Source organism: Neorhizobium sp. AL 9.2.2, from assembly GCF_013317225.1.
In the GTDB taxonomy this organism is placed as follows: Bacteria; Pseudomonadota; Alphaproteobacteria; order Rhizobiales; family Rhizobiaceae; genus Neorhizobium; species Neorhizobium soli.
The window spans coordinates 137,282-163,433 of the sequence record NZ_JAALXU010000006.1 but is presented as its reverse complement, the minus strand read 5'-3'; the positions used below and the strand labels follow the sequence as shown (position 1 = coordinate 163,433).

Below are 26,152 nucleotides of genomic sequence, written 5' to 3'. Positions count from 1 at the left end.
TCACCCTTCCGTGCGGCTTTGATACCGCTGCCAACGTTCTGCTTAAGAGGCGTGCTTAGCAGCCTCATCATCGCTCTGGGTTTGTTCGGCTGTACATCGGCAAGAGAGCCTTACTCTCGAGACGATGCGCGTGGCGCCGAGATCCCCGGATTTGCGAATGTGCGCAAGCCTTTGGACGGCGAAGTCGGACTATTTGCCAAGAAAAGAGTACCGCGGACACCATCTCCATTGCGGCATAAATATCTGGCAATTTGTGGCGGCGGCGCTGGCGGTGCGTTCTCTGTGGGCGCTCTCAAAGCGTGGTCGCAACGCGGCGACCGTCCAACATTCGACGTTGTCAGTGGCGTCAGCACGGGAGCACTCATCGCCCCGTTTGCGTTTCTCGGCCCTGACTACGACGATACGCTGGAGCATCTATACACGAGTGGAGTCGCTGAAGATCTGCTCCAACGCAGACCAATTATTTCTGGGCTTCTCGGCGAGAGCCTATACTACCAGAAGCCTTTAATGAACATGGTCGAGCAACACGTAACGCAAGAAGTACTCGACCGAATTGCGGTGGAATACCGAAAAGGCAGAGATCTTTTTGTCCTGACAACCAATCTCGATACTCAGCGCGGCATGCTCTGGGACATGGGCGCGATTGCCGCCAGCTCGCGCCCGGATGCGCTTAATCTGTTCCGCAATGTATTGGTGGCATCTGCCAGTATTCCCGGCGCTTTTCCAGCGGTAAAGATCATTGCTACGATCGATGGTCGAACGATTTCCGAGCTTCATTCAGATGGAGCCCCGTCTTCCCAGATCGTGACTGTTCCCGAAGCGATGTTGTCGGATACGAATGTCTCGTTGCCCGCAGTCATTCGCGGGGCGGACATGTATTTCTTAATCAACAATACACTGATGCCTGAGTTTTCTGTCACGTCCAATTCGACCGTACCCGTAGTGACGCGGGCTTACGCAAGCTTGGTTAAATCTCAGACACGGCAGTCTCTCTACGCGGCCTACGAGTATTGCAGGCGTACCGGAGTAAACTTCCACATGGCAGTCATTGACGCCCCTGTCCCCTACAATTTCAGTCAACCCTTCGGCAATGTGTACATGAGGGCGGTGTTCAAGATCGGTTACGATCGCATGGAACAGGGCCGGATATGGCGACAAAAGCCTATTTTCACTCCCGGCGTACCCCAAGCCCTTTCCGGTGCAAGATAGCTGTCTCGTTTGGCGACACGAGCATGATCGCAGCTGACGAGATCGCCCGGTCGAAAATTGAACCTCTCCAGATGGCGGCGACGATACCGAGACCGAGCGCCAGCGGAATGGTGATCGCCATGGTGATGGCAGCGAGTGTGAGCGAGTTCGGCAGGCGTTCGGCGACGAGGTTGGCAACCGGCCGGTCAGAGACATGCGAGTAACCGAGGTCGCCGGTCAGCAGCCCAAAAATCCACTCGAAATAACGCAGGATTGCCGGACGATCGAGACCGAGCGTTTCGCGAAGCTGGGATGCGGCTTCCGTCGTCACGGCTTGGCCAAGCAGTTCTTGTGAGGTATCGCCGGGCAACAACTCCGTGATGAAGAAGACCGCCAGCGACACGAGGAACAGCGACAGTCACTTCCAACGCATCATGAATCCCGTCAAAGCACCACCGAGCACTTCCGCAAGGCGACCGACATCGGCTGTCGAAATCATCCCTCTGCGATTTTCTTCGAAGGGCAGGATGCCTAACCATGCTTGCAGCAAAAAAAGCTGCTTGCTGAAAGCGCTGTGGCGCATGGCTAATTCAACGGTTGCGGCGGTAACGCTTCCAGTCCGAACGATCCCCTCAAGGAACAGTAGCAGCTCTTCTCAACTGTCTTCCGGAAGTTTCCCTTGGCTCATCCATGAGTGCGATCAAATAAAGCCATGATGACCAGCCCCGCTGTTACGCCGGCTGCAAACAGGCTCAATCCTAGAATAACACTCCTGGCTGACAGGACAGGCCGCTTGGAGACATTTGCATCGGCTTGATTGACGCCTGAGGCCTCAAGCACGATGTCTTGCTGGATCCGTTTCGGGGATGATCGAGGATCTTGCGCAGTCGGTTGCGCGGCTCCCCATGCAGGGACGTTGGCAACCGTCACCTGCCGGATCGTCTCTTCATCGTGTTTGACGGTGAATCTCACGGCGGAATCCGACTTCAACTTCGTGAGGACTTTCCGAGCGGCTTCAACTTCATCCGCACCCTCCACGAGCGACGTCTGGGTGACGAGGTAATATGGCATGCAGCATTGCTTTCTGTTCACGCGATTGCAGTGTGATCGACCAGGCCGACTTGCGCCGTCAAGGCCCCACAGCCTTGAACACTCCCACTCCTCTTCCCAAATCATGTTCGACCCGCTGGTCCGGGCCCCTCTGGTGAAAGTCTTCGGCGCTTTCACGATGTCGGACCCCATACCGACAGATGCCGTAAGACACGGGACCAGGATGATGATCGCAGACATTGCCGCATGGATTTTTACGCTATTCGTTATCGATCCGCTGCATGCCGAGATGCGGCAACATCTCGATAACGCTAACGCGCCGGTAGAGCTTGTGCAGCAGTCGCGCCAATGCCTCGCTATTGAGGTTCCACGCCTCATCGACAAGGCCGGCAATGAGCCGGGCTGGGCGACGGCTACAGCGATCGGCATCTCGATTGGGTGGATGTCACCTGAACGGGTGTTTGATGGTGCCTATCCGAGCTGCGGCGCGTTGCGCGCACTGATCAGCATTAAAAATACGCGCGAGGCGGAAGGTTGACCCTGGCAGGGCCCGACGGCGAGCACGATACCGGCACAGCGTCCAAGACCTTGTCACATCTTGTAGCAAACGCACGCACCCGGGACGGCCTGACGATTGCCGACGCTCTCGAGCTCATAGGGAGGTCCGGCTTCGGTTTCGTGATGCTTCTTCTGGCACTGCCGGCGCTGATCCCGATCCCCGGTCCTTTCGGGATGATATTCGGCTCCGCGCTCGCAATTGTTTCGCTTCAATTCGCGATCGGACTGGAATCCCTATGGCTTCCGTCGCTGCTAGCCAATCGACGCATATCGGCAAAGGCATTCGAAGCGTTGGAGCGGTATGCATCGCCGTTGGTCCGACGGATCGAACAATTTGTCCGGCCGGGTCGGATGAAGGCATTTGCCGGACCACGCATGCCCTACCTGCTTGCGCTTCCGGTCTTCTGCCTTGCAGTCGCCGTCGCTCTGCCAATCCCGTTTGGAAACCTTGCCCCCGTTGCGGCACTCTGTGCGATCGCCATCGGTCTGATCGAGCGCGACGGTCTCGTGGTTCTTCTCGGGCTTAGTATGACGGCCATCGCGCTCGGCATCACGGGAGCGCTCCTTTACATGGCGGCTGGCGCCATCCCCTTGATTTAAGCTCCGTACTTCAGGACTTGCCAGTTTCGCCTACTGGTCGAGATAACGCTCTGCGAGCCGAGCCCACATCGCGGCCCCGGTGGTGAGGCTGCCGTCGTTGAAGTCATATCCCGAGGAGTGCAGGATTGCTGAGTCTTTGCCGTTTCCGAGACGCAGGAAGCTGCCGGGGCGATGCTGAAGGAAGTAGGAAAAATCCTCGCTGCCAGGAAGTAGCGGACATGTCGCCACGTTTTCAGCGCCGACGAGTTCCTCCGCGACGGCCTGGGCAAACGCGGTTTCCTTTTCCGAATTGACCACGACAGGATAGCCGTGTTCGTAGTCGATCTCGGCGGTGGCGCCATGCCCTTCGGCAACGCTTGCCGTCAGCTTGCGGATGCGCTCTTCGAGGAAGGAGCGGATCGCAGGATCAAAAGATCGCACGCTCATCGCGATCTTTGCCGTGTTGGCAATGACGTTCGAGGCTTCGCCGGCATGAATGGTGCTGACGGTCACGACCGCAGTCTGGGTCGGGTCGACATTGCGTGACACGATAGACTGGAGTGTCATGACAAGGTTGCAAGCGATCAGGACCGGGTCCACCGTCAGATGCGGGCGCGACGCGTGTCCGCCCTTGCCGATGATGGTGATCCGGACGGTATCCCCCGCCGCCATGATCGGGCCCGGGCGCGTCAGCAGTGTTCCAGCCGGCATGCCGGGATGATTGTGCAGGCCGAAGATAGCGTCGATTGGAAACCGATCGAACAGACCGTCGGCGATCATCTTCTGGGCGCCGCTGACTTTTCCGGCTTCTTCCGCCGGCTGGAAGATTAGTGTTACGGTGCCGTTGAAACGCCGGGTCTCGGCGAGGTACTCGGCGGCTCCGAGAAGAACAGTCGTGTGGCCATCGTGCCCGCAGGCGTGCATCTTGCCCGGAACAGTGCTAGCATAGGCCACGCCGGTCTCTTCCTCGATCGGCAAGGCGTCCATGTCCGCCCGGATACCGATGCTCCTGGTGCCCGTGCCATTCTTCAGCACGGCGACGACACCATGGCCGCCGACGCTGCGGGTCACGTCGTATCCCCAGCCTTCCAACTTATCAGCGACGTAGCGCGCGGTTTCGGCTTCTTCAAAGGAGAGTTCCGGGTGGGCATGCAGGTGATGGCGGGTCGCCTTCAGGTCTGCTTCCATGGCTTCGAAATCAGAGACGCGAGCGTAGAGATTGTCTTGACTTGGCATGCGGATTCCAGATTTTTTGGAGATTGGCGGACTGTTCCCCCGGCAATCAACCGGGGGCTAAAAGGGAATTCGGTTCAGAGGAAGCGCGACAGGAAAGACTGCGTGCGCGGATGCTGCGGATTGCCGATGACATCCTCGGGCTTTCCTTGCTCAACGATGACACCGCCATCCATGAACACGACGCGATCGGCGGCTTCCCTGGCAAAGCTGATCTCGTGGGTTACGACGATCATGGTCAGGCCCTGCTTTGCCAGATCCCGCATGGTCGCGAGCACTTCGCCCACCAGTTCGGGGTCGAGAGCCGAGGTCGGCTCGTCGAACAGCATCAGCTTCGGCTTGATTGCCAATGCGCGGGCGATCGCGACACGCTGCTGCTGGCCACCGGAGAGCTGGCGGGGATAGGCATCTACCTTTTCCGCCAGGCCAACCCGTTTCAGCAACTGCTTGGCATTCTCGATGGCATCCTTGCGGCTTTCGCGGTGAACACCGACCGGCGCCTCGATAATGTTCTGCAGAACCGTCATGTGCGGGTAGAGGTTGAACTGCTGGAACACCATTCCGATCTTGCGGCGCTGCTTGGCAATGCCGTTGGCGGACAGCTTTTCCAAACGGTCGTTTTTCAGCCTGTAGCCGATCTGCTCTCCATCCACTTCGATGAAGCCCTTCTGAATGGCCTCCAGATGGTTGATGCAGCGCAGGAAGGTCGATTTGCCGGAGCCGGACGGGCCAAGGATCACGACAACTTCGCCCGGCATGACATCGAGATCGATGCCCTTCAGCACTTCAAGATGATCAAACGCCTTGTGGACGTTACGGGCCTGCACCAATGGCTTTGCGTTATCGATCACGGTCAATGGCTCGCCTCCCCTGTCGCGGCTTCGACCTTGGCGACGCCGGCATTGCGGCGCTCGCTGCGGCCGTAATAGGCCTCGATATAGCTCTGGCCAAGATTGAGGACGGAAGTGATGAGCAGGTACCAAAGGACCGCGACCAGTAGCATCGGTATGATTTCGAAGGTGCGGTTGTAGATCGACTGGACCGAATAAAGCAGATCGGCCATGGCGATCACGCTGACCAGGGATGTCGCCTTGATCATGCTGATCAGCTGGTTGCCGGTCGGCGGTACGATCGACCGCATCGCCTGCGGGATGATGATCCGCCAAAGGGCACGGCCCTTGGTCATGCCGAAAGCCTCAGCGGTTTCGGCCTGGCCGCGATCGACCGAAATCAGGCCGCCACGGATGATTTCCGCCATGTAGGCCGCTTCGTTGAGAGCTAGTCCGACGATGGCAGCCGTCATAGGGGTAATGACCGAATTGGTGTCCCAGCTGGCCAGCGTCGGGCCGAACGGAATGGAGATCGAAATCTCCGGAAACAGCGTCGACATGTTGTACCAGAAGATCAGCTGGACGAGCAGCGGCGTGCCGCGGAAGAACCAGATGAAGAGAGAGGCAAAACCGTTGGCGAGCCCGTCATTCGACATGCGCATGATGGCGATCACCAGGCCGACCACGACGCCGAGGATCATGGCGACCACAGTCAAACCGAGGCTGACGTAGAGGCCGCTGATCACGGTCGGGTCGAAAAAGTACTGGGCGACAACCGGCCAACCGAAGCCTTCGTTATGGGCGATGATCCAGCCGAAATCTATGACGACAAAAGCGATCACTAGCCAAAGAAGCAGACGGCCGGTTCTGAAAGGCGTGTGGGCCGTCGCCACATCGCGAAAGTTCGCAGCGCCCTGAGGCGCCGCATCACTTTGTGTGCTGTTGATCATTTTGGAAGCTGCCCACCCAGATTGAGGCCCGGCTGCTTGATCATGTTGTTCTCGAGGCCCCACTTCTTCATGATTGCGCCATAGGTGCCGTTATCCATCAGCACCTTGATGGCATCGACGAAGAGCGGGCCAAGTGGCGAGCCCTTGGGGACGACCGCGCCTTGGAAGATGTCTTCAAAACCGTTCTTCTGGCCGACGCCGGCCAGTTCCAGCTGGCCATTCGCCTGGGAGACGAAGTAGGTCAAAGGCGCCTGGGAGGAGAAGAAGGCGTCCGCACGCTTGGAGCGGACGGCAAGGATGGATGCAGGCTGGTCCGCATAGGACTGGACCGTGACCGCGCCCTTGCCGTCAGCCACGCATTTTTCCGACTGGACCTTGATCACGCGTTCGGCAGAGCCGCCAGCCATGACCGAGATGCGCTGGCCGCAGGCCGTGTCGAGCGACGTGACGCCCTTCGGATTTCCCTTCAGCGTCGCGAAAACCACGAACTCCTGAACCCAATCGACGAAGTCGTTGGCCGTCTCGCGATCCTTGTAGTCGCCGACCGGACCGAAAGCGAACTGGTAGCGACCCGAGTTCACACCCGCCAGCAGGGCCGGAAGGCCGCCCACTGTGGCGTGCTCGATCTTGACACCGAGCACCTGTCCCAGGGCGTCCGTGAGATCGGCGCTGGCACCGGTCATCTCCGTGCCGGTGACGATTTCATAGGGAGGGAAAGAGCCGTTGTTGACGGAAATCATCTTGCCGGCGGTCTTGATGGTGTCCGGCAGTCTGTCGTGCAATTCCTTGTTCACGTCCAACTTCGGGGCAGCGTCCTGCGCCTGGGCGACACAGGCCAGAGCGACGCCGGCGAAGGTAAGAGCAATCAGTTTCTTATGCGACATGGTCATTCCCCTTGTTTTACGAATGCGTGTTTCTTCGGAACGTGCAGTTTCGGCCGCAGATCAGATCTGGCTGCCGTCCGTATCGAACTGGAAAAGCTCTTCCGGCATCATCTCGCGCTTCATGATGCCCTGCGCATGGAGCTCCTTGGCGAAGTCGCCAATCATCTTGCGGTTGGCTGCAAAGCCGCTGGCGTCCCACCCTTCAGGAAGGTCCCGGGATGTCTTGAGCACCTCGTCGAACATCCACGGCGTGGTTTCGGCATATTTACGGCGCTTTTCCGTCCACATTTTCTGGCTTTCGTCGACGAGACGGCTGATCTCGGCAATCACCCACGGGTTTTCCGCCACGACCTCGGCCTTGATGCCGATCAGGTGCATGCCTGGCACATAGCCGACGTCAGCGAAGTAACGCTGCTCCTCACCGCGGAAATCCGGAAGGACCTGACGGAAGGGCGAACCGGGTTCGAAATAGCCGTTCGGCATGAACGGCGTGAAGATCGCATCCAGTGCGCCTTCCCGCAGAAGGTCCACCATAGGGCGTTCACCGGGGCATGCCTCGATTAGGCCGGGCTGGCCGAAACCATCGAGACGATCGGTGATCGGATGTGCTTCGGTCAGCCGTCCCGCATACCACATGGCATCCGTGACCTCGACACCTTCGCGGCGAATGGCGGCGCGGGTCCAGGTGTTGCCGCTGTCGCGCCAGCCCGTGACACCGATCCGCTTGCCGGCCAGTTGGCCAAGCGTGGTGATGTCGCTGCCGCCCATGGTCATGATGCAGCGGTGACGAAAGCCGCGCATGATGAAGTTGGGGATTCCGACAACGCTTTCATCGCCGTCGTGGCGCAGCTGGGTGTAGCGGCTGAAGGAGACCTCGGCCGCCTCGTGGTCCGGGTCCTTGCCAATGTGCGACACCAGCGTCCCGATGCGATCGACCTGAAGATCAAGCTTGTCGGAAGAGACATCGCCCAGGACAAGCGGCGTTATGTAGTCCCAGTCACGGAGTGCAATTCGAAGGCGCAGTGTCATTTGAGTTACTCACGACAGAAATGCTGATAGGTCGAAGATAAAATGTTCAATTCGGAATGATCAAACGGTATTACGTTATTGAACATTTAAATGGTGACGAAATGAGCGATGCCTATAATTCGAGCTGGCTTGCTGAAAAAATGACCGATCGCTCAATTCGCGGAATAGCGTTGGAGACCAGCGCCTTAATCCGGGCCGGAGCGCTGCCGGTCGGCGCAAAGCTGCCTCCAATCCGCGATCTTGCATTTTCGCTGGGCGTGAGCCCCGCGACCATTTCGGAAGCCTGGAGCGAGCTTCGTCGCCAAAAGATCATCACCGGGCGCGGCCGTAACGGCACCTGGGTGAGTGGCGACAGCTTTGTCGCCAAGCCGGAGCGACTGGCCAGTGTCGGCCATTACGGTGCCGGCGTGCTGGACCTGACCATGGCCGTGCCCGACAGGGCGTTGCTGCCGGCGCTCGGGAATGCACTGGTTCATGCGGTATCGACGGAGAAGCTGAACAGCTACGAGCGCAGTCGCATCCTGCCGGAGCTTGAGGCAGACGTTCGCAGGACCTGGCCCTACGAGGCGGAGGCATTTCTGGCGACGAACGGCGGATATAACGCGGTCTACACGCTGATCCATGCGCTTGTGCCGCCAGGTGCCGCCGTTGCCATTGAAGAACCGACGGGCATGCGGCTTCTCGATATCCTCGAGGATCACGGCGCCAGGATCGTGCCGGTCGTCTGCGATTCCGACGGCCCCCTGCCCGCGTCCCTAAGGCAGGCAATGCTGAGCAAGCCGGTCGCCTTCATATTCCAGCCAAGGCTGCACTCAGTGACGGGTCAGACCGTGGCAACCCGGCGAATGGCGGAACTTGCCGAGGAACTGCGTGATACCGACGTGCTGATCATCGAGGATGACGGCCTTGCGGATATTTCCGACGCGCCACGCCAATCGCTCGGGCGCGTGTTCCCCGATCGGGTCATCCATATCCTGTCCTATTCGAAGACCTTGGGACCGGATCTCCGCCTGGCGGTCCTTTCCAGCACGCGCTTGATCATCGAGCAGATCCAGTCCTACCGGAGTTTCAGCTCCGGCTGGACAAGCCGCATCCTGCAGGGCGCAGCCGCCTGGCTGCTGCGAGATGAGACGACGGCAGAAGGCTTGAAGGAGGCACGCCGGCTCTACCAGGCGCGCCGCGACAATCTTGTCAGGGCTCTGGCAGATCGTGACGTGATCGTGCCGTCAGGCGGTGGACTCTGTGCCTGGGTTCCCGTGGCATCCGAGCCATTCGCTCTCGTCACGCTTGCAGCACGCGGCATTGCCGTCCACCCGGGCAAGAAATTCGCAGTTCAGCCCACCCACCATCTGCGGGTGGCGACCAGCAACCTTACCGATCGATATGAAGAGGTTGCGGATGCGATCGCACTGGCAGCCTGGGGTGGTTAAGCAACGAACGTGCGGATACTGTGTGCGGCACTGCCGTCGATCTGCCCGCCGTCTCTGGCAGAAGCGCCTCCTAGGCCATGCCACGCCACGGAACCAGCTTCTTCTCCAGCCAGCGCATGGCAAATTCGAAGACTACCGCGAAGAAGCCGATCACAAAAATGCCCATCAACACGATGTCGGTGCGCAGGAAGTTCGAAGCGTTGAGGACCATCTGGCCGACGCCCGTCGAGGCCGCCACCATTTCGGCGGCAACCAGCGTCGTCCAGCCGACACCCATGCCGATCCTTAAACCGACCAGAATGTCGGGAAGTGCTGCCGGCAGAATCACGAAGCTCAGCAGTTGCAGGCGGCTGGCGCCCAGTGCACGCGCAGCGTTGATCTGGTCGGACGAGGCGGCCAGCACACCGGCGCGCGCGGCCAGCGCCACCGGTGCGAAACAGGCGAGGAAGATCAGCAAAACCTTGGAGGTCTCGCCAATGCCGAACCAGATGATCACCAGCGGCAGATAGGCGAGCGGAGGCAGCGGCCGGTAAAATTCGATGAAGGGGTCGAACATGGCCCGGATAGCCGGGCTGATCCCCATGGCGAGGCCGACGGGAATGCCGATCAGTGCCGCGAGCAGAAAGGCGAAAACGACCCGGAACAGGCTCATCGCCACATGTTCCGTTAGCGGCGCCCCGTCAATTCGTCCATCGATCGCATCGGAAAACGCCTTGAGCACCGTCTCCGGCTTCGGCAGGAACAGCGGCTTGACCAGGCCGAGATGGGTGATGACCAGCCAGACGGCCAGCATGAAGGCCACCATCAGCAGGCTGATCAGGCCGATCTGCAGGCCGCTGAGCGGCCTTTTGCGACGGATTTTCTTAAGCTGCCTGCGGGCCGGGATGGCTGCCGTTACCGAATGACTTTCCGAGAGATCGTTCATGCTGCGGCATCCCGTTTCATCCCATCTCCCTGGTGGATGGCGGCAAGCACTTCCTCGCGAACAGCGATGAAGTCCGGCGAGGATTTTAACGCCCGCGCATTACCGCTTTCGAGGAACCGCCTGCTGAACTCCAGCGGCATGATCCTGGCTATTCGGCCGGGTCTCGGCGTCATGATGATCAGCCTGGTGGCAAGGAAAATGGCTTCCTCGACGTCATGGGTGATGAAGAAAGCCATCTTGCTGGTCTTTGCCCAAACGCCCAGGATCAACTCCTGCACCTGCTCGCGAGTAAAGGCGTCAAGCGCGCCAAGCGGCTCGTCCATCAAAAGCATGCGCGGATCGGCTGCCAGCGCGCGGGCGATTCCGACGCGTTGCTGCATGCCGCCCGAAAGTTCGTAGATCTTCTTGTCGGCAGAACCGTCGAGCCTGACGAGATCGAGCATGTGGCGGGCACGCTGGAGACGCTCCGCTTTTGGCATGCCCTGCATGCGCAAGCCAAACGCCACGTTCTCGACGACGGACAACCAAGGCATCAGTGCGTGGCGCTGGAATACAACGCCGCGATCGGGGCCCGGTCCGCTCACCGGTTTCCCATCGATCAAGATCGTGCCGTCGGTCACCGGCTGGAAACCGGCGATGCAGGAAAGAAGCGTGGTCTTGCCGCAGCCGGAGGCACCGAGCGCCACGACGAATTCTCCTGGTCCGATATCGAGATCGATACGCGAGAGCGCGACCGTGCCGCTTTCGCCTTCTCCGTAGTGGACGCTTACATTGCGGATCTGAAGCATCGGGATCACTCCGTCAGAAGCTGTACCGGACCGAAATCCTCGGCCCGGCCTTTAAGAAACGTCGCTTACTTGGCGGCTGACTTCACATATTTGTCGGTCACGAAGGCCGCATAGTCGGGAGCGAGATCGGTGACACGGCCCTGTTCCTTGAGGAACTCGGAGGTCGATTGCAGAGCCTTGGCGGCACCGCCGCCCAGCCAGGCCGCCGACGCCTGTTCCTCGAGTGGCGGGAATTTGTAGGCGGCCATGCCGGCCGGAACGTCGGCGGCGTTCGCGCCGGTCCATTTGACGACAGCGCGAACCTCAGTGGAGTCCGGCGTCCAGGCGGCCTTGTTCTTGGCGTAGTCCGCGTCGGAGGCGGCTAGGAGCTTGACGAATGTCGTCATGAACTCGGCATTGGCGTCGGCGAACTCGTCGGTGACGACGATCCCGTCAAAGGTCGCCTTGCCCTTGGCGGCGAAATCGCCCGCACTGGCGATGACGGTGCCGCTTTTTCTGGCGACATCGAGAACCGGTGCCCAGATAAATGTCGCATCGATATCACCGCGTTCCCACGCGGCGGCGATTTCCGGCGGCCGCATGTTGAGCAGCTTGACGTCCTTGGACGAAAGGCCGGCTTCTGAGAGCGCATACATCAGTTGGTAATGCGAGGTCGAGACGAACGGCACGGCAACCGTCTTGCCCTTGAGGTCGGCGATCGTCTTAATGTTGCTGCCGTTGCGGGCCACCAGCTGCTCGGCATTTGCGATGTCGTCGAGGATCCAGAACAGCTTGATCGGAAGGCCCTGGGAAGCTGCCGCCGCAACCGGCGAGGAACCAGCTTCGCCCATATCGACGTCGCCGGACGACATGGCGCGGATGACGTCGCCACCCCCACCGAACTTCACCCATTTGATCTTGTAGCCGGTTTCGGCCTCGAGCTTGCCGGATTCCATCAGCACGCGGATGGGTGTCATCATGTCCTGATAGGCGAATGTCAGGCTTTTGTCCGCCGCCGCGGCGGTGACGGATGCGCCGAACACCATGCTGCAGGCCATGGCCACGGATGCGAATGCTTTGCTCAGGCGCTTCATGAACTTCACTCCTAAAAGAGGACCGGAAACTACCCGCATTAAGCGTGAAGCAATTGCCATGCCGAAAGAGCCAGTTGCGGCAATTCGCCAGTCATCTGGCCCTGTGCATGTCCACTGGCCCCATCGTTTATGCCGTCTGGCCCTCACTGGCATTGCCCCGTTTGCCTAGACCGGTCCGCAGAAGTGGCTCGGCAGCCGCTCTGGCTTGGGAGGGGGAATGGAGGCGCTGGCAATTGCAATCGTGACGATCGGCGCGGGCGGATTTCGCGGCGTGACCGGCTTCGGTTACGCGATGGTCGCCTCACTTGGGATCTCGGGGGCGATGATGCTGCCGGCCGTCAGCGTGCCGTTCATTCTGTTCAACGATTTGCTTCTGACAGGCTTCACATTGCTCAATCGCAAGCATGGCGCGATTGACTGGGTTGCGGGCCGTATTCTTCTTCTCTCAGGTCTCTGCGGCGCCATCTGCGGCGGATTGCTGGCAGCACGGCTCGACGGAGACATGGCCCGGATGATGGTCGCGATCATCGTCGCGCTTACGGCCTGCGTGGCCATGATCCGCAATCCACCCAGTTGGCTGGCCGGCCGATCCTTTGGCATGCTGTTGGGCTTTACCGTCGGGCTGCTATTATCAGCCTTTGCCGTCGGCGGGCCGCTGGCGGCCGCATGGCTACTGGCCGGCGGAACGCAGCGGCCATATGTTCGCAGCACATTGGCGGTCTTTTTCGGTGTCGTCGATCTCGCCAGCCCCGTCAGCCGTTTTTTCCTCGGCACGATCGATCTGCAGCTCATGCAACTGCTTGCCTTCTATTTCCCGCTGACGCTCGCCGGTTTTGGTGTCGGCTTTTTCCTGTCACGGCGAATGTCACCGGAGCTTTGGCATAGACTATCGTCCGGCGGCCTGGTTCTGATCGCCACCATCGGCCTTGTCCAAGCCATCGGCGCATTCCTCGCCGTCTGATTTCTGATCCCCCGAAAGGAACCTATCATGTCGAAAACCGCCCTCATTACCGGCGCCACCGCGGGCTTCGGCGAGGCCATCGCCCGGCGTTTCGTGGCCGAAGGCTGGAACGTCATCGTCACCGGCCGGCGAAAGGATCGTCTCGATCAGCTGGTCCTTGAACTGGGAGGAGAGACACGCGCCATCGGTATCTGTTTTGACATCCGGGATGAGGCAGCCACGCGAGCTGCACTCGCGTCGCTGCCCTTGGACTTCCAGGCGATCGATGCCCTGATCAACAATGCCGGTCTGGCGCTTGGCACCGGAATGGCCGACACATGCGATCTTGCCGAATGGAAAACGATGATCGACACCAATATCACCGGTCTCGTCACCATCACCCGGCTTCTGCTGGAAACGCTGGTTACGCGCCGCGGGCTTGTGGTCAACCTGGCGTCGATCGCGGCCAACTGGCCCTATCCCGGCGGCAACGTCTATGGTGCCAGCAAGGCTTTCGTGCGCCAGTTCTCGCTGGGCCTGCGTAGCGACCTTTCGAGCAAGGGCGTACGCGTGACGTCGATCGAGCCGGGGCTGTCGGAAAGTGAGTTTACCCTGGTGCGCACCGGCGGCGATCAGGCGTCCTACGACCGACTGTATCAGGGCGCCAATCCGCTTCAGCCGGAGGACATCGCCGAAACCATCTACTGGGTCTCCAGCCTGCCGGCGCATGTCAACATCAACAGCCTCGAGATCATGCCGGTCAGCCAGTCCTGGGCGCCGTTCCAGGTTCATCGCGAACAGACGACCTGATCAGCCAATGAACAAGGGCCCGGCCAATCATGGCGAGCCCTTGTCTGGAACGGAAGCCGTGCGCAGCTGTCAGCCGAACACCTTTGTCAGCGCCCGATCGACAGTGGATGTGATCGCGTCGATATCAGCGGCCGTCGCGATCAAGGCCGGGCTGAAGCACAGCGTGTTGTTCAAGCCTGGCAGCGACCTATTGGTCGCGCCGATAATGACGCCATCGCTCAAGCAGGCACCGATGACTGCCTGAACCTGTTTTTCCTCGACGGGTGTCTTCGACTGCCGGTCGCTGACCAGTTCCGCACCGCAAAAAAGACCCAGACCCCGGACATCGCCGATTACCGCGTGGCGTTCTTGCAGCTCCCGCAGGTTGGCGCGCATGCGTTCACCCATGCGGGTGGTGTTTTCCAACAGCTCTTCCTCTTCGATGATGCGCATGTTTTCCAGCGCAGCAACCGGGCCGGCAACACAGCCGCCAAACGTCGAGATGTCGCGGAAATAGGACATCGGGTCCGATGGGTTGTCCTTGAAGAGGTTGAAAACCTTTTCATGGGTGACGGTACAGGAGATCGCCGCATAACCGGAGGCGACGCCTTTTGCCATGGTTACGAAATCCGGTTCGATGCCGAAATGCTGGTAACCGAACCATTTCCCGGTGCGGCCGATCCCGCAGACAACCTCGTCGATATGGAGGAGAATGTCGTATTTCCGGCAGATTTCCTGGACCCGGGGCCAATAGCCGTCGGGTGGAACGATGACGCCGCCGCCGGCGGTGACGGGTTCGAGGCAGAGTGCGCCGATCGTCTGCGGCCCCTCCCGCAGGATGACCTCTTCGATGGCGTCGGCGGCACGCTCGCCGTAGTTGTCGATGTCGCCATACTGGCTGCGGTATTCGAGGCAATGCGGCACCTCGACGAAACCCTCAGGCAGCGGTCCGTACTGTTCGCGCCGTTCCGGCTGGCCGCCAGCCGCCAGCGTGCCGAGCGTGGTGCCGTGGTAATCGCGTTCGCGGTAGAGGATCTTGTATTTCTGGCCGCCATGATGACGATGCGAAATCTGCCGCACCATCTTGAAGACCTTCTCATTGGCCTCCGATCCTGAATTCGAATAATAGACGCGGCTCATGCCCGGCATCTTTTCGATTAGCTTTTGCGCAAAGAGCGCGCCAGCGACGGAGCCTGCAGAATTCGCGAAATAGTTGAGCTTGACCAGCTGATCGCGGACCGCGTCGGCAATGCTTTCCCGGCCAAAGCCAACATTGACTGTCCACACGCCGCCGGAAAGCGCATCCAGATATTCACGTCCGGTCGCATCCCAGACCCGCAAACCGCGTCCTTCGACGAAAATGCGCGGATCGGCCGTCTCGAAGGTTTTGTGCTGGGTCAAATGGTGCCAGACATGGGCGCGGTCGGCTTCGATCACGGCCTGGATATCGTTGGGCAATATCGCCGAATTCATGGGGCATCTCCTTGAACGTGGAATGTCCGCATAGCACGGCCCCGCAGCCTAGTGATGGCCCAACCCGCTCTGGTACCATCGAATGTCCGTTCTGGACCCACGGCGTCAGGGAGCGCTCAATGTCGAATGGAGGGAGGCGACCGCTCGACGTGGCACGGATGGCGCGACGGTTGATCGGGACGGCTCGACGAATGGCGCCAGGCGCGACAGACCCGCCTCGATGCGGTTTGCCGCAATCGAACCGAAGCCGAGCCGGAAGAGGCGGCGGCCGTGCGCCGGATCGCTGAAGAAAATGTCGCCCGCTTCGACCAGGATGCCCGCCTGACGGGCTGCCTCCATCATGCGGCGGGCGTCAAAATCCTTCGGTCCCTCGATCCAGAAGCTCGTTGCTCCCTCGCCTCGCGTCACTGTGCAGGATGGCAACAGATGCGGAAGGCATTCGGAGATGATCCGCGCCCTTTCCAGCATCACGGTTCCGGTGCGTTTGAGGTGCTGGCGGTAGTGGCCGAGCGCGATGAAGTTTGCGAGCGCACGCTGGTTGTTGGTGGGCGGGTGGCGGAGCATCAGGCGGCGCAGCACGCGCAGCTCGTCAATAACCGGGCGCGGCGCAACGATGTAGCCCACCCGCAATCCCGGCGCGAGCACTTTGGAAAAGCTGCCGACATAGATGACCCGACCATCGCTATCCAGGCTCTTGAGCGAGGGGATGTCACCATCGCTTTCAATCGAAAGATCGGCCTCGTAATCGTCTTCCACAATCAGGACATCATCGACACGCGCCGCCTGAAGCAACATTTTGCGGCGCTCGAGCGGCATCACCGACGTGGTCGGGCATTGGTGGCTGACGGTCAGGAAGGCGACGTTGCTGCGCGCAAAATTCGCATCCGGAATGACGCCCTGGCGGTCGAGGTTAAGGCAGACGATGTTCGATGTCGCGAGGCTCACCATGTTGCGCACATCCGGGTAACCCGGATCCTCGATGCCGGCCGCAGTGCGGCGGCTGACCAGCAGCTGCACGAGCATCGACAGGGCCTGCTGCGAGCCGATCGTCACGATGATTTCGCCAGCACCGGCAAAGATGCCGCGACGCGGAAGGACCTGGCTGCGCAATTGTTCGACCAGATCCGGGTCGTCATCATCGATCATGTCTCCCGCCCAGCCCTGGATCTCCCTGACACTGGACGCAGCGCGCACGGCTTCGCGCCAGTTGTTGGTCGGAAAGAGTGCCGGGTCGTATTGCCCGAACAGGAAGGGATAGGGATAGTCCAACCAGTCCCTCGGCTTGCAGATCTGCCGCTGTGCGGAGGGCTGGATGGCAAACCTTGCCTGCCACTGGTCGAACGAAGCCGACGGCGGCTGGTTGACCACCGGTGCCGCTCCGACGGCCGCCACGAAAATGCCGCTGCGCTCCTTCGAGATCAGGAAACCTTCGTCGGCCAGCAACTGATAGGCCGTCGTCACCGTGTTGCGGGCAATGCCCAGAAGGGCCGCAAGCTGTCGGGTCGATGGTAATCTCGTATTGCGACTGAGCACACCGGTCTCGATGGCATTAACGATCATGCGGCGGATTTGCAGGTTGAGAGCCTGCCCGTCCTTGTTCAACGCACTGAACAGGCGCCGCCATGTGACATCCGTGACCGATTGCTGGCGCTGGTTTTTCAAAGTCTTCATGGCATGTGCGAAGCAAAGAACGGGCCAGTTCTCACCCTGTCGGTTACGGCTGATTGCAATATCCCCCTCCTCCGCCAAACCGGAGAATGGGAACGGCCTAAGCGCGGGTGTTTTGACCAACGCGCCGCCTTGAGACCTTCCGTATCGGTAGCCGCACCGGAGAAGTAACTGCACCGATTGGCCCATTAGAATAGGGATCGGGGAAAATAATGTTCGCATTCTTGTTTGCTAGGGCGCGCGATCTGATTACGATTTGTGCATTAAAATCAATTGGTAAATTATCAGGCAAACCCGTCTGATGGTGGCCGGCAAAGAAATCTATATTCCACCAAAATTTTTTCGATTGGACACCAGACGGCTTCGACGCTGGACTGATGGAACAACCGAAGCCGCATTTTCCCTCCAACAAACCCGAGGTATCTGTGACACCTTCCGATTGCCTGTCCCCCACCAGACGCGGTGTACTGATCAGCCTCGGCGCTGGCATTGTCGCGATGACCTTGCCCCACGGCACGCTTGCCCAGACACCGCCCTCCGTGTTGAAGTTCGGCCTCTCGACCTTCCCGCCGACCATCAAGCCCTTCGATAATACCGGGGGCGCTGCCAACACCGTCAAGCTGATGCTGTACCGCGGATTGATGGGTTACGACGCCAGCGGCAAGCTGGTGACAGAACTGGCCGACAGCTTTACATGGACGGACCCGACCACCGTCGTTTTCAAGCTGCGCCCGAACGCTGTCTTCCACGACGGCAGCCCGGTAACTTCGGCGGACGTTGCGTTCTCGCTGAACGAGATCACCAAGAATGGCTCCACAGCCTTTCTGAAAAGCGATCTCAAGATCATTTCTGCTGTCGAGGCGGTCGACGACAAAACGGTCAAGATCACCCTGAAAGCGCCAAGCGCCATCTTTCTTGACCTGCTGGCCAGCTATTGCTGCCCGGTGATTTCGAAGAAGAGCACCGACAGCGAGACGATCGGCGCCGGCCCCTTCACGTTGAAGGGCAGCGAAAAGAACGTCTATATCGAGGTTACGCGCTTCAAAGACTTCTACATGGCCGACCAGCCGCGGGTCGAGGGCATCCGCTTCGTCGCCTATGCCGACGAAAACCTGCGTTATGCAGCACTCGAAGCCGGTGACGTCGACCTGATCGAATATCTTCCCTGGACGCAGTTCGACACGGTCGAGGCATCCAAGACGCTGAAGATGAAGGCCACGCTGGGACCCTTCATGTTCCTGCTGTTCAACGTTACCAGCGGCCCGTTCGCCAATCCCAAGGTGCGTCAGGCGGTCGGCTACGCAATCGAACGCCAGGATGTGGTCGATGCTGCCTTTGCCGGACGAGGCGAACCGCTGTTTGGTTTCCCGAACCCACGCGGCTCCAAATTTGATCTCGCCGATCCGGCCCATGAATGGAAATACGATGTCGAGAAAGCCAAGGCGCTGCTTGCCGAGGCGGGATATGCAAACGGCTTCGAATGCCGGCTACTGGCAACGGCCACCTACGGCATGCACCAGGACACCGCCTCCGTCGTCCAGGCCTATCTCGGCGCCATCGGCATCAATGCGACGCTCGATCTGCCCGACTGGGGCACCCGCGTCACGGCCGGTAAGGAGGGCAAGTATGACATCGCAGTGCACGGGACGTCGGGCAATTACAACGATCCCGATGCACTCTGGTCGCTGCTCTATTCCGGCAATCCGTCTTACCTGCAATCCTTCGGTTTCAAGAGTGCGCGCATAGACGGGCTGCTGGAACAGGGCCGCAACGAGGTCGATCCGGACAAGCGCAAGGCGATCTACCAGCAACTGGTCGTCGCCTATTACGAGGAGGTGCCGCAGGTTCCACTGAACTGGCGCATCCAGGCCTATGCCATGAAGCAGTCGGTCGAAGGGTTCGAGCAGTTGCCGGGCTTCCTCAGCGGTTCATCGGGTTACGCGCTCGACGAGACGAAATTCGCATAAGGAGCGCTGCATGCTGGCCTTCATTTCTCGTCGCATGGCAGCAGCTGCTGCCATGCTGCTGGTCATCGGCACGATCATCTTTTCGCTTCTCATCATCGTACCGGGTGACCCGGCCGAACTGCTGCTGTCGACCGGCGGCGGTTCCGCTTCCGCAGAAGCCATCGCCAATCTGCGGGTCAATATGGGCCTCGACAAGCCGGTCCTCACGCAATACGTGACCTTCCTTTACAATACTGCGCGGCTGGATTTCGGGACGTCGATTGTCGACAACGGATCGATTTCCTCGGTCATCGCCCTGCGCCTTCCGCGCACGCTCGAAATCATCATCGCCGGCACGATTTTCGCGCTGTTGCTGGCCATTCCCGCGGGCACGGCGGCCGGATTGCGGGCAGGCGGAAAATTCGACATTGCCGCCTCCGCCATCAATGCGCTTCTGACCTCGATTCCGGGCTTCGTGCTTGGCACGCTGTTCATCTTTTTCTTCGCACAGGTTCTGGGCTGGCTGCCGGCTGGCGGTTATGTCGCCTTCGCGACCAATCCGATGCAGCATCTTCAGATGCTGGTTCTGCCCGCATTGACCGTCGGCCTGCACCTGGCGACGATCGTGTTTCGCATGACCCGGGCGAGCGTGCTGGAAATGCGCAGTCACGACTGGGTGCGCACCGCCGTGGCCAAGGGACTTCGCCGCAAACGGGTGGTTCGCCGACACATCCTCTACAATGCGCTTGGACCGATCATCACCGTCGTCGGCCTGCAGCTCGGCATCCTTCTCGGCTCTACCGTCCTCGTCGAGTTCATCTACAACTGGCCCGGCCTCAGCGGCCTGCTGGTTTCGGCAGTCGAACAACGCGATTACCCGACGGTCCGCGCCGTCATCCTGACCGTCGCCGCCATCTTCATCGGTATCAATCTCGTGATCGATATCCTGTCCTCGCTGCTTGATCCGAGGATCCGCCTGCAATGATGTCAGTCCGAACCTTTCCCAAGCGCATGATCCTGCCCAGCCTGTTTCTGGCAGCCTTGATCATGATTCCCTTTGCCGCTCCGCTGATCACTGCCGACGATCCCGTCAAGATCGCTGTTCGCTATCGGCTCGCCGCCCCTGACCTGGAGCATTGGCTGGGTCGGGACGAATTCGGCCGCGATCGGCTGGCCCGCGTGCTGTACGGCGGCCAGGTATCGCTGACCGTCGCTTTTGTGGCGACCACCATTGCCTGCATCATCGGTACGTTTTTCGGTCTGGTCGGCGCCTATTTCCGTGGACCCTCGGAATTTGTGACGAGCCGGCTATCCGACATCGTGCTCTGTTTCCCGCCCATCCTTCTGGCGCTGCTCGTCGTCACCCTGTTCGGACCGGGCAGCGTCACGCTGGTTGCCGTGCTCTCGGTCCTGTATTTTCCGACCTTTGCGCGCATTACCTTTTCCGAGGCACTGCGGGTTACCTCCCTTGATTTTGTCGAAGCGTCCCGCGCGCTTGGCACGCCTTCGTACCGCATCGTGCTTGGAACCGTTCTGCCGAACATCGCCGGCCCCCTGTCGGTTCAGTATTCGCTGACGGCAGCCGCCGCGATTACGATCGAAAGCGGCCTGTCCTTCCTCGGCCTCGGCGTGGTGCCGCCGGCCCCGTCCTGGGGTCAGATGATCCGCGGTGCGCGTCAATTCATGAACCAGGATCCGCTCGGCATCATGATCCCCTGCGCCGCCCTGGTGCTGACAATCTATGCCATCAACTTCTTCTGCGATCGCCTGCGCGACACACTGGACCCGAAAGGCGCTTCCGGCAGCAGCATGGATGAGGTTTCCAAGCCCAAGTCGCGGGCAAATGCGCCGACCATCAAAGACCCGAACGTGGTTGCCGTCATCAACAACCTACGGCTCGAGACTGCGCATTTCGGAACGCCTGCCGTTATCGAGGACGTTTCACTTACTCTCCGCGCCAACCAGTGCACGGCACTTGTCGGCGAAAGTGGATCGGGAAAATCGCTCTCGTCCCTGGCGCTGATGGGCCTCCTGCCTGGCGTTATCCGGCAGGTAGGCGGCACGCTGCAGCTGCGACGCAAGTCTGATGAGGTTGTTGACCTCGGCTTTCTCGATGCCCGCACGCTCGAGGACATCCGCGGCAACGACATCGCCATGATATTCCAAGAGCCGATGACCTCGCTCAATCCGATCCACAAGATCAGCGACCAGATGATCGAGGCCATCACCGCGCATCGGCCGATGTCGAAGTCCGACGCGCGGGCCCATGCAATCGCGCTCCTGAAGCGCGTGGGCATGAATGACGCCGAGCGGCGGATCGACAGCTACCCCGACCAGATGTCGGGTGGCATGCGCCAGCGAGTCATGATCGGAATGGCGCTGAGCTGCGAACCGCGCCTGCTGATCGCAGACGAGCCGACCACCGCGCTCGACGTGACGATCCAGGCGGAGATCATCGAACTGCTGCAAACCCTGCGGCAGGATCAGGGGAACGGGCTCAGCCTGCTGTTCATCAGCCACAATCTCGGTGTCGTTGCAGATATCGCCGACCGCGTGGCGGTGATGTATTCGGGCCTGATCGTGGAGGAAGGTCCCGCCGCCCAGATCCTGCGCGATCCGCACCACCCCTATACGCGTGCCCTGATAGAAAGCATGCCGTCTTCGCATGAAGAGCTGAACTCGGCCCGCGGTGACCGGCTTCCAGCAATCTCAGGCACGCCACCGCTACCGTCTGCCCGCCCCTCGGGCTGCACGTTCCGTGACCGCTGTCCAATCGCGTTGCCGGCCTGCGCCGACATCCGGCCGGCCCTCTATCCGAGCGCAGACGGCGAACGCGCCGTGCGCTGCCTGCGGGCGCCGGAAGCACCGGCGGGCGTGATGAACCACCAGACGGAGGCCGCATGACAGCCGCACCCCTTCTCGACGTCCGCAATCTCAAGAAGAGCTATTCGATCGGACGCAGTGGTCTTTTTTCCAAGCGATCGCTGAAAGTGCTGCATGACGTCAGCTTCAGCGTCGCACCGGGCGAAGTGCTCGGCCTCGTCGGCGAAAGCGGCTCCGGGAAAAGCACGATCGGCCGCGCGATCCTGCGGCTGATCGAGTCGCAAAGCGACGTGATGCGTTTCGACGGCCAGGACCTGAACAGCATTTCGCCTGTCCGGATGCGCAGCTTGCGCAAGAAGATGCAGATCATCTTCCAGGACCCTTATGCCAGCCTCGACCCTCGCAAGACCATCCGGGCGGTGCTGTCGGAGGCGCTCGACGCACACGGCTTGCACAAGGGTGCTGCCCGCGTGCCCCGCCTGATCGAACTCGTCACGTTGGTCGGCCTGGATCCGAGCTTCCTCGATCGCCGCCCGCACGAATTTTCTGGCGGGCAGCGTCAGCGCATCGGCATTGCCCGCGCGCTTGCCGTCGAGCCGAGTTTCATTGTCTGCGACGAAGCCGTGTCGGCGCTGGACGTGTCCATCCAGGCGCAAGTGCTGAACCTTCTGGCCGACCTGCGTGCCAAGACCGGTGTATCGCTGCTGTTCATCAGCCACGATCTTTCCGTGGTGCGCTACATTTCCGACCGGGTAATGGTGCTTTATCTCGGCCGCGTCATGGAGGTCGGTCCTGCCGATCAGGTCCATTTTTCACCCAAACATCCGTACACGGCGGCCCTTGTTTCGGCCGAACCAAGCCTGCACCGCGAGAACCGCCGCATCCGACTGACCGGCGAGATTCCCTCGCCGCTCGCCCTGCCCTCCGGCTGCATCTTCCGCAGCCGCTGTCCCTATGCCCAGCCCGCCTGTGCCGAGACCGTCCCGCCGTTGCAAACGGTTGGCGATCAACACCAGTCGGCCTGTCTCAGAACCGACATACTGTAAGGAAATCACCATGCTGACTGAAAAGATCAAGATCGCTGAACTGACCAGCGAAGAAGCCCGCCAGTTTCTCAACGACGATGCCGTCATCCTCCTGCCAATGGGATCGCTGGAAGACCAGGGAACCCATGCGCCGATGGGCGACTATCTCGCCGCCGAAGCCGTCGCACTCGACATAGCCCGCGCCGCACGTGCCGAAGGCATCCCAACCTTCATCGCCCCTGTCATCCCGTTCGGCGGCGCCGATTATTTCGGCTCCTCACATGGGGGCATAGCGGTCAGCCAATCAACGCTTGTTGCCTTGCTGGACGACATGTTTGCCAGTCTGGCCCGTCACGGATTGACCAAGCTGTTGGTCATCAACGGTCATGGCGGCAATGTCGGAGCGATCAACGACGTCTCCCTGAAATGGCGCCAGACCAACGGCATGTTCGTGGCTTCGATGTATCTGTGGCAGATTAGCTATGAAATACTGAAAGAGATCCTCGGCCCGGAAGCAGCTGCAAAGTCTTCAGGCCATGGCGGCGATCCCCTGACATCGATCGGCTTACATTATTACCCCGATATCCTGCGCATGGACCTGGCAAAGTCGCCACCGAAGGACCAGAAGGCAATGGGTGTGGATGTGGCGGGCTTTGCCGCGCTGAAATACGCTGGCGCCCGCCTGCAGGCACCTATCGAGGCCATGGAAACAGCGCCGCATGGCGTATGGGGCGGCGATCCGGTATTTTGTTCAGCCGAAACCGGCGCGGCGCTGACCGAGCGCTTGGTCAAAATCGGGTCCGGCTTCATACGCGATCACGTTTCCAAGCGCTATGCCGCCTGATGACTTGCAGTCTGGAATGCGGCACCGGTGGTGCCGCATTCCAGAAAAAATCCGTGACATGATCAGGTTTGTAGTGCGACCTTATGGAAACTCAGGTCTTGCGAAAGCTGACATAACGCGGATGGGCCGCGACCCATTCCTCGGCAGCCTGTCGGGCCAGCTGGAATATCTGCTCCGTCTGCGCCTTGCGCGCTCTGTTCTGATGGACGCAGCGGATATCGAGAGGGGCAAGCTGAACGGTGGTCGGGATTTCGACCAGCATTCCGGTGGCAATTTCCGGCTCTAGCGACACCAACGGCATTGCCGAGGCGCCGTAGCCGGCCCTGACCATCTCACAGATGGTGGCGAGCGAATTGCCGGTGTGGCGAGAATTGGGGCGTCGTTTCGTCTCTTCTATCAGGTCGGCGACAGGGCCGAACAGCGGCGATGTATGCGGGTAGAGGACCAGAGGCAACTCACGCAATTCATCCGGTGTCAGCGGGCGCTTGATCTCGCCGACCACGTCCGGCCGAGCCACCCAACCGACATGATACTGGACCGAGAAGCTATCCTCGATTTGCGGCAACCCGGCCTCTCCGGTAACGAACGCCATGTCGAGCGCGCCGGACTTGACCATCGGTCGGAGATCGAGATTGGCGCCCGAATAGAAATCGACCAGAGGGGGATCCGGAAGGGCAGCAATCTTGTGGCGCAGGGTAACTGCCCACGTCTGGGTGACCATGGAAACAACGCCGATCGTATAACGTCGTTTTTGCTTTGACTTCAGACGGCTTGTCAACGTCTCACTGAGATTGAGAAAGGTCTCGGCATATTCGGCGACCTCATGCCCTTGCTCAGTCAGAGTGAAATCGGATTGGGCACGATCAATAAGAGGAATGCCCAGACTATCTTCCAGCCCTGAGATGCGAGCTGAAACAGCCGGTTGCGTCAAACCGATATGATCGGCAACGCGTTGATAGCTCTTGAGACGCGTGAGCCAGTAGAAGGCTTCCAGCTGTTTGAAATTCATGACTAGAACCTAGCGGAAACCGACGGGAAAACTCCATAAAAAAATTCTATGAGAGCGACAGGAATTTTTGCTTTGACCCGCACGTCCCTCCTGCAGTGAATGGGAGGCATACCATGACGCATGAGCCAATGAGGATGCTCCATGAACATTGTCGTTTCGCTACCAGCCGCAGACAAGACGGAATGGTGGTGCCAGATGCTGCGCGATCTGATGCCGGACTGGAATGTCTACCCGATAGACCAAGTGCCTGATCCCGATGCCGTCACCTATTCGGTGCTCTGGCGACCGGCGACCGGCGCCATGAAACCGTTCCGAAACCTGAAGGCGATCGTTTCGCTGGGGGCCGGCATCGACCACGTCCTGGCAGACGAGCAATTGCCGATACACGTGCCGATCATCCGCACGGTCGGCACCGATCTGACGCAGCGGATGAAGGAGTATGTCGCCCTTCACGTCCTGCGCCATCACCGCGAACTGCCGGCCATCCAGGCCAACCAGGCCCGCCAGCTCTGGGAGCAGATCGTCGTGCCGCCCGCCCCCCAGCGCCGCGTCGGCGTGATGGGACTGGGCAATCTTGGTGCTGCCGCGGCAGACCTTTTAAAACAGATCGGCTTCGAAGTGCGCGGCTGGTCACGATCCCCGAAGGATCTGCCCGGCATCCAGTGCTTTTCCGGCAGCGAAGGATTTGGGGCGTTTCTGGAAGGCACGGAAATCCTTGTCTGCCTGCTGCCCCTGACCGAAAGTACACGCGGCATTCTCAATGTCGACACGTTCAATCGCTTGAAGCGTGGCGCGAGCATCGTCAACGCGGCACGGGGTCCGCACCTGGTCGACAGCGACCTTGTCGACGCCCTGAATTCGGGCCAGATCAGCAGTGCGACACTCGATGTCTTCCATGTCGAGCCGCTTCCCAAAACGCATCCGTTCTGGACCAATCCGAAGATCACCGTCACGCCGCATGTCGCCTCGCTGATCGACGCTCCGACAGGTAGCAAAATTGTCGCAAAGAACATCCGGACCTTCCAGGAAACCGGGACAGTCGCCGATCTCGCGGACGCAAAACGCGGCTACTAGCCCATAGATTTTTCTTGGGGACAACTCTCAGCCCTTCGGTTTCC

At 60.2% G+C, this 26,152-nt stretch carries 26 protein-coding genes; 12 read left to right on the top strand and 14 right to left on the bottom strand.

Going from position 1 to position 26,152, the window contains the following annotated elements; all coding sequences use genetic code 11:
• Positions 1 to 51 precede the first annotated feature (51 nt).
• On the top strand, positions 52 to 1,209 hold the full coding sequence (locus tag G6K99_RS14740) for a patatin-like phospholipase family protein (RefSeq protein WP_371816197.1): 1,158 nt from the start codon (positions 52 to 54) through the stop codon (positions 1,207 to 1,209).
• Here the strand turns inward: G6K99_RS14740 and G6K99_RS14735 are convergent.
• Genes G6K99_RS14735 through G6K99_RS14725 form a run of 3 tightly spaced genes read right to left on the bottom strand, consistent with a single transcriptional unit; the run spans position 1,169 to position 2,259 of the window.
• Positions 1,169 to 1,591, bottom strand: a complete 423-nt coding sequence (locus tag G6K99_RS14735) for an ABC transporter permease (protein WP_062463200.1) — start codon at positions 1,589 to 1,591, stop codon at positions 1,169 to 1,171. The two genes, G6K99_RS14740 and G6K99_RS14735, sit on opposite strands and share 41 nt — an antisense overlap.
• A gap of 15 nt (positions 1,592 to 1,606) precedes the next feature.
• On the bottom strand, positions 1,607 to 1,831 hold the full coding sequence (locus G6K99_RS14730; protein WP_371816200.1) for a LysR family transcriptional regulator: 225 nt from the start codon (positions 1,829 to 1,831) through the stop codon (positions 1,607 to 1,609).
• Positions 1,832 to 1,872: 41 nt separating this feature from the next.
• Positions 1,873 to 2,259, bottom strand: coding sequence for a hypothetical protein (locus G6K99_RS14725; protein ID WP_062463197.1), 387 nt, complete (start codon positions 2,257 to 2,259; stop codon positions 1,873 to 1,875).
• A 202-nt stretch (positions 2,260 to 2,461) separates the two neighbouring features.
• Between G6K99_RS14725 and G6K99_RS14720 the strand changes: the two genes are divergently transcribed.
• On the top strand, positions 2,462 to 2,776 hold the full coding sequence (locus tag G6K99_RS14720; RefSeq protein WP_244631483.1) for a hypothetical protein: 315 nt from the start codon (positions 2,462 to 2,464) through the stop codon (positions 2,774 to 2,776).
• The gene (locus G6K99_RS14715; RefSeq protein ID WP_062463194.1) at positions 2,773 to 3,396 is read left to right on the top strand and encodes an exopolysaccharide biosynthesis protein; all 624 of its coding nucleotides are present in this window, start codon (positions 2,773 to 2,775) and stop codon (positions 3,394 to 3,396) included. The genes G6K99_RS14720 and G6K99_RS14715 overlap by 4 nt, the downstream gene beginning before the upstream one ends.
• 30 nt (positions 3,397 to 3,426) lie before the next feature.
• Here the strand turns inward: G6K99_RS14715 and G6K99_RS14710 are convergent, their stop codons facing one another.
• The 5 genes from G6K99_RS14710 to G6K99_RS14690 form a co-directional block, all read right to left on the bottom strand.
• Entirely contained in the window at positions 3,427 to 4,611 is a 1,185-nt protein-coding gene (locus G6K99_RS14710; RefSeq protein ID WP_174196979.1) for a M20 aminoacylase family protein, read from the bottom strand.
• A gap of 74 nt (positions 4,612 to 4,685) precedes the next feature.
• Positions 4,686 to 5,465 (bottom strand): amino acid ABC transporter ATP-binding protein, encoded by a 780-nt coding sequence (locus G6K99_RS14705; RefSeq protein WP_305798290.1) that lies wholly within the window; start codon positions 5,463 to 5,465, stop codon positions 4,686 to 4,688.
• Entirely contained in the window at positions 5,462 to 6,388 is a 927-nt protein-coding gene (locus G6K99_RS14700) for an amino acid ABC transporter permease (protein ID WP_174196978.1), read from the bottom strand. Before G6K99_RS14700 ends, G6K99_RS14705 begins: the two co-directional genes overlap by 4 nt.
• Positions 6,385 to 7,272: an ABC transporter substrate-binding protein gene (locus G6K99_RS14695; RefSeq protein WP_174196977.1), complete on the bottom strand. Its 888-nt coding sequence runs from the start codon at positions 7,270 to 7,272 to the stop codon at positions 6,385 to 6,387. The genes G6K99_RS14700 and G6K99_RS14695 overlap by 4 nt, the downstream gene beginning before the upstream one ends.
• A gap of 60 nt (positions 7,273 to 7,332) precedes the next feature.
• The gene (locus G6K99_RS14690) at positions 7,333 to 8,301 is read right to left on the bottom strand and encodes a nitrate ABC transporter substrate-binding protein (RefSeq protein WP_174196976.1); all 969 of its coding nucleotides are present in this window, start codon (positions 8,299 to 8,301) and stop codon (positions 7,333 to 7,335) included.
• A 101-nt stretch (positions 8,302 to 8,402) separates the two neighbouring features.
• On the opposite strand from G6K99_RS14690, the gene G6K99_RS14685 reads away from it, so the two are divergent.
• Positions 8,403 to 9,731, top strand: coding sequence for a PLP-dependent aminotransferase family protein (locus G6K99_RS14685; protein WP_174196975.1), 1,329 nt, complete (start codon positions 8,403 to 8,405; stop codon positions 9,729 to 9,731).
• A 70-nt stretch (positions 9,732 to 9,801) separates the two neighbouring features.
• Here the strand turns inward: G6K99_RS14685 and G6K99_RS14680 are convergent, their stop codons facing one another.
• The 3 genes from G6K99_RS14680 to tauA all read right to left on the bottom strand — a co-directional run bounded on the left by G6K99_RS14680 (position 9,802) and on the right by tauA (position 12,517).
• Entirely contained in the window at positions 9,802 to 10,656 is an 855-nt protein-coding gene (locus G6K99_RS14680) for an ABC transporter permease subunit (RefSeq protein ID WP_174196974.1), read from the bottom strand.
• The gene (locus tag G6K99_RS14675) at positions 10,653 to 11,444 is read right to left on the bottom strand and encodes a taurine ABC transporter ATP-binding protein (protein ID WP_180215537.1); all 792 of its coding nucleotides are present in this window, start codon (positions 11,442 to 11,444) and stop codon (positions 10,653 to 10,655) included. Before G6K99_RS14675 ends, G6K99_RS14680 begins: the two co-directional genes overlap by 4 nt.
• Before the next feature lie 65 nt (positions 11,445 to 11,509).
• Positions 11,510 to 12,517 (bottom strand): taurine ABC transporter substrate-binding protein, encoded by a 1,008-nt coding sequence (gene tauA, locus G6K99_RS14670; protein ID WP_174196973.1) that lies wholly within the window; start codon positions 12,515 to 12,517, stop codon positions 11,510 to 11,512.
• Between the two features lie 217 nt (positions 12,518 to 12,734).
• On the opposite strand from tauA, the gene G6K99_RS14665 reads away from it, so the two are divergent.
• Both G6K99_RS14665 and G6K99_RS14660 read left to right on the top strand, forming a co-directional pair.
• On the top strand, positions 12,735 to 13,478 hold the full coding sequence (locus G6K99_RS14665; protein WP_174196972.1) for a TSUP family transporter: 744 nt from the start codon (positions 12,735 to 12,737) through the stop codon (positions 13,476 to 13,478).
• Between the two features lie 27 nt (positions 13,479 to 13,505).
• The gene (locus G6K99_RS14660) at positions 13,506 to 14,267 is read left to right on the top strand and encodes an SDR family NAD(P)-dependent oxidoreductase (RefSeq protein ID WP_062463164.1); all 762 of its coding nucleotides are present in this window, start codon (positions 13,506 to 13,508) and stop codon (positions 14,265 to 14,267) included.
• 69 nt (positions 14,268 to 14,336) lie between these two features.
• Here the strand turns inward: G6K99_RS14660 and G6K99_RS14655 are convergent, their stop codons facing one another.
• Both G6K99_RS14655 and G6K99_RS14650 read right to left on the bottom strand, forming a co-directional pair.
• A complete protein-coding gene (locus G6K99_RS14655; protein ID WP_174196971.1) occupies positions 14,337 to 15,719 on the bottom strand; it encodes an aspartate aminotransferase family protein in 1,383 nt (460 codons plus the stop codon).
• 105 nt (positions 15,720 to 15,824) lie between these two features.
• On the bottom strand, positions 15,825 to 17,390 hold the full coding sequence (locus G6K99_RS14650) for a PLP-dependent aminotransferase family protein (protein WP_174196970.1): 1,566 nt from the start codon (positions 17,388 to 17,390) through the stop codon (positions 15,825 to 15,827).
• Positions 17,391 to 17,812: 422 nt separating this feature from the next.
• Between G6K99_RS14650 and G6K99_RS14645 the strand changes: the two genes are divergently transcribed.
• The 5 genes from G6K99_RS14645 to G6K99_RS14625 are packed head-to-tail and all read left to right on the top strand — an operon-like array spanning position 17,813 to position 24,025.
• Entirely contained in the window at positions 17,813 to 19,354 is a 1,542-nt protein-coding gene (locus G6K99_RS14645) for an ABC transporter substrate-binding protein (RefSeq protein WP_113110474.1), read from the top strand.
• 10 nt (positions 19,355 to 19,364) lie between these two features.
• Complete coding sequence (locus G6K99_RS14640) at positions 19,365 to 20,318, top strand: ABC transporter permease (RefSeq protein WP_174196968.1); 954 nt, start codon at positions 19,365 to 19,367, stop codon at positions 20,316 to 20,318.
• Complete coding sequence (locus G6K99_RS14635) at positions 20,315 to 22,237, top strand: dipeptide/oligopeptide/nickel ABC transporter permease/ATP-binding protein (RefSeq protein ID WP_174196967.1); 1,923 nt, start codon at positions 20,315 to 20,317, stop codon at positions 22,235 to 22,237. The genes G6K99_RS14640 and G6K99_RS14635 overlap by 4 nt, the downstream gene beginning before the upstream one ends.
• On the top strand, positions 22,234 to 23,202 hold the full coding sequence (locus G6K99_RS14630; protein ID WP_113110418.1) for an ABC transporter ATP-binding protein: 969 nt from the start codon (positions 22,234 to 22,236) through the stop codon (positions 23,200 to 23,202). Before G6K99_RS14635 ends, G6K99_RS14630 begins: the two co-directional genes overlap by 4 nt.
• 10 nt (positions 23,203 to 23,212) lie before the next feature.
• Positions 23,213 to 24,025, top strand: a complete 813-nt coding sequence (locus tag G6K99_RS14625) for a creatininase family protein (RefSeq protein ID WP_174196966.1) — start codon at positions 23,213 to 23,215, stop codon at positions 24,023 to 24,025.
• 91 nt (positions 24,026 to 24,116) lie between these two features.
• Here the strand turns inward: G6K99_RS14625 and G6K99_RS14620 are convergent, their stop codons facing one another.
• Positions 24,117 to 25,034, bottom strand: coding sequence for a LysR family transcriptional regulator (locus G6K99_RS14620; RefSeq protein WP_062463145.1), 918 nt, complete (start codon positions 25,032 to 25,034; stop codon positions 24,117 to 24,119).
• Between the two features lie 141 nt (positions 25,035 to 25,175).
• Here G6K99_RS14620 and G6K99_RS14615 point away from each other — a divergent pair, with 141 nt between their 5' ends.
• On the top strand, positions 25,176 to 26,108 hold the full coding sequence (locus tag G6K99_RS14615) for a glyoxylate/hydroxypyruvate reductase A (protein ID WP_174196965.1): 933 nt from the start codon (positions 25,176 to 25,178) through the stop codon (positions 26,106 to 26,108).
• The last annotated feature ends 44 nt before the right edge of the window (positions 26,109 to 26,152 follow it).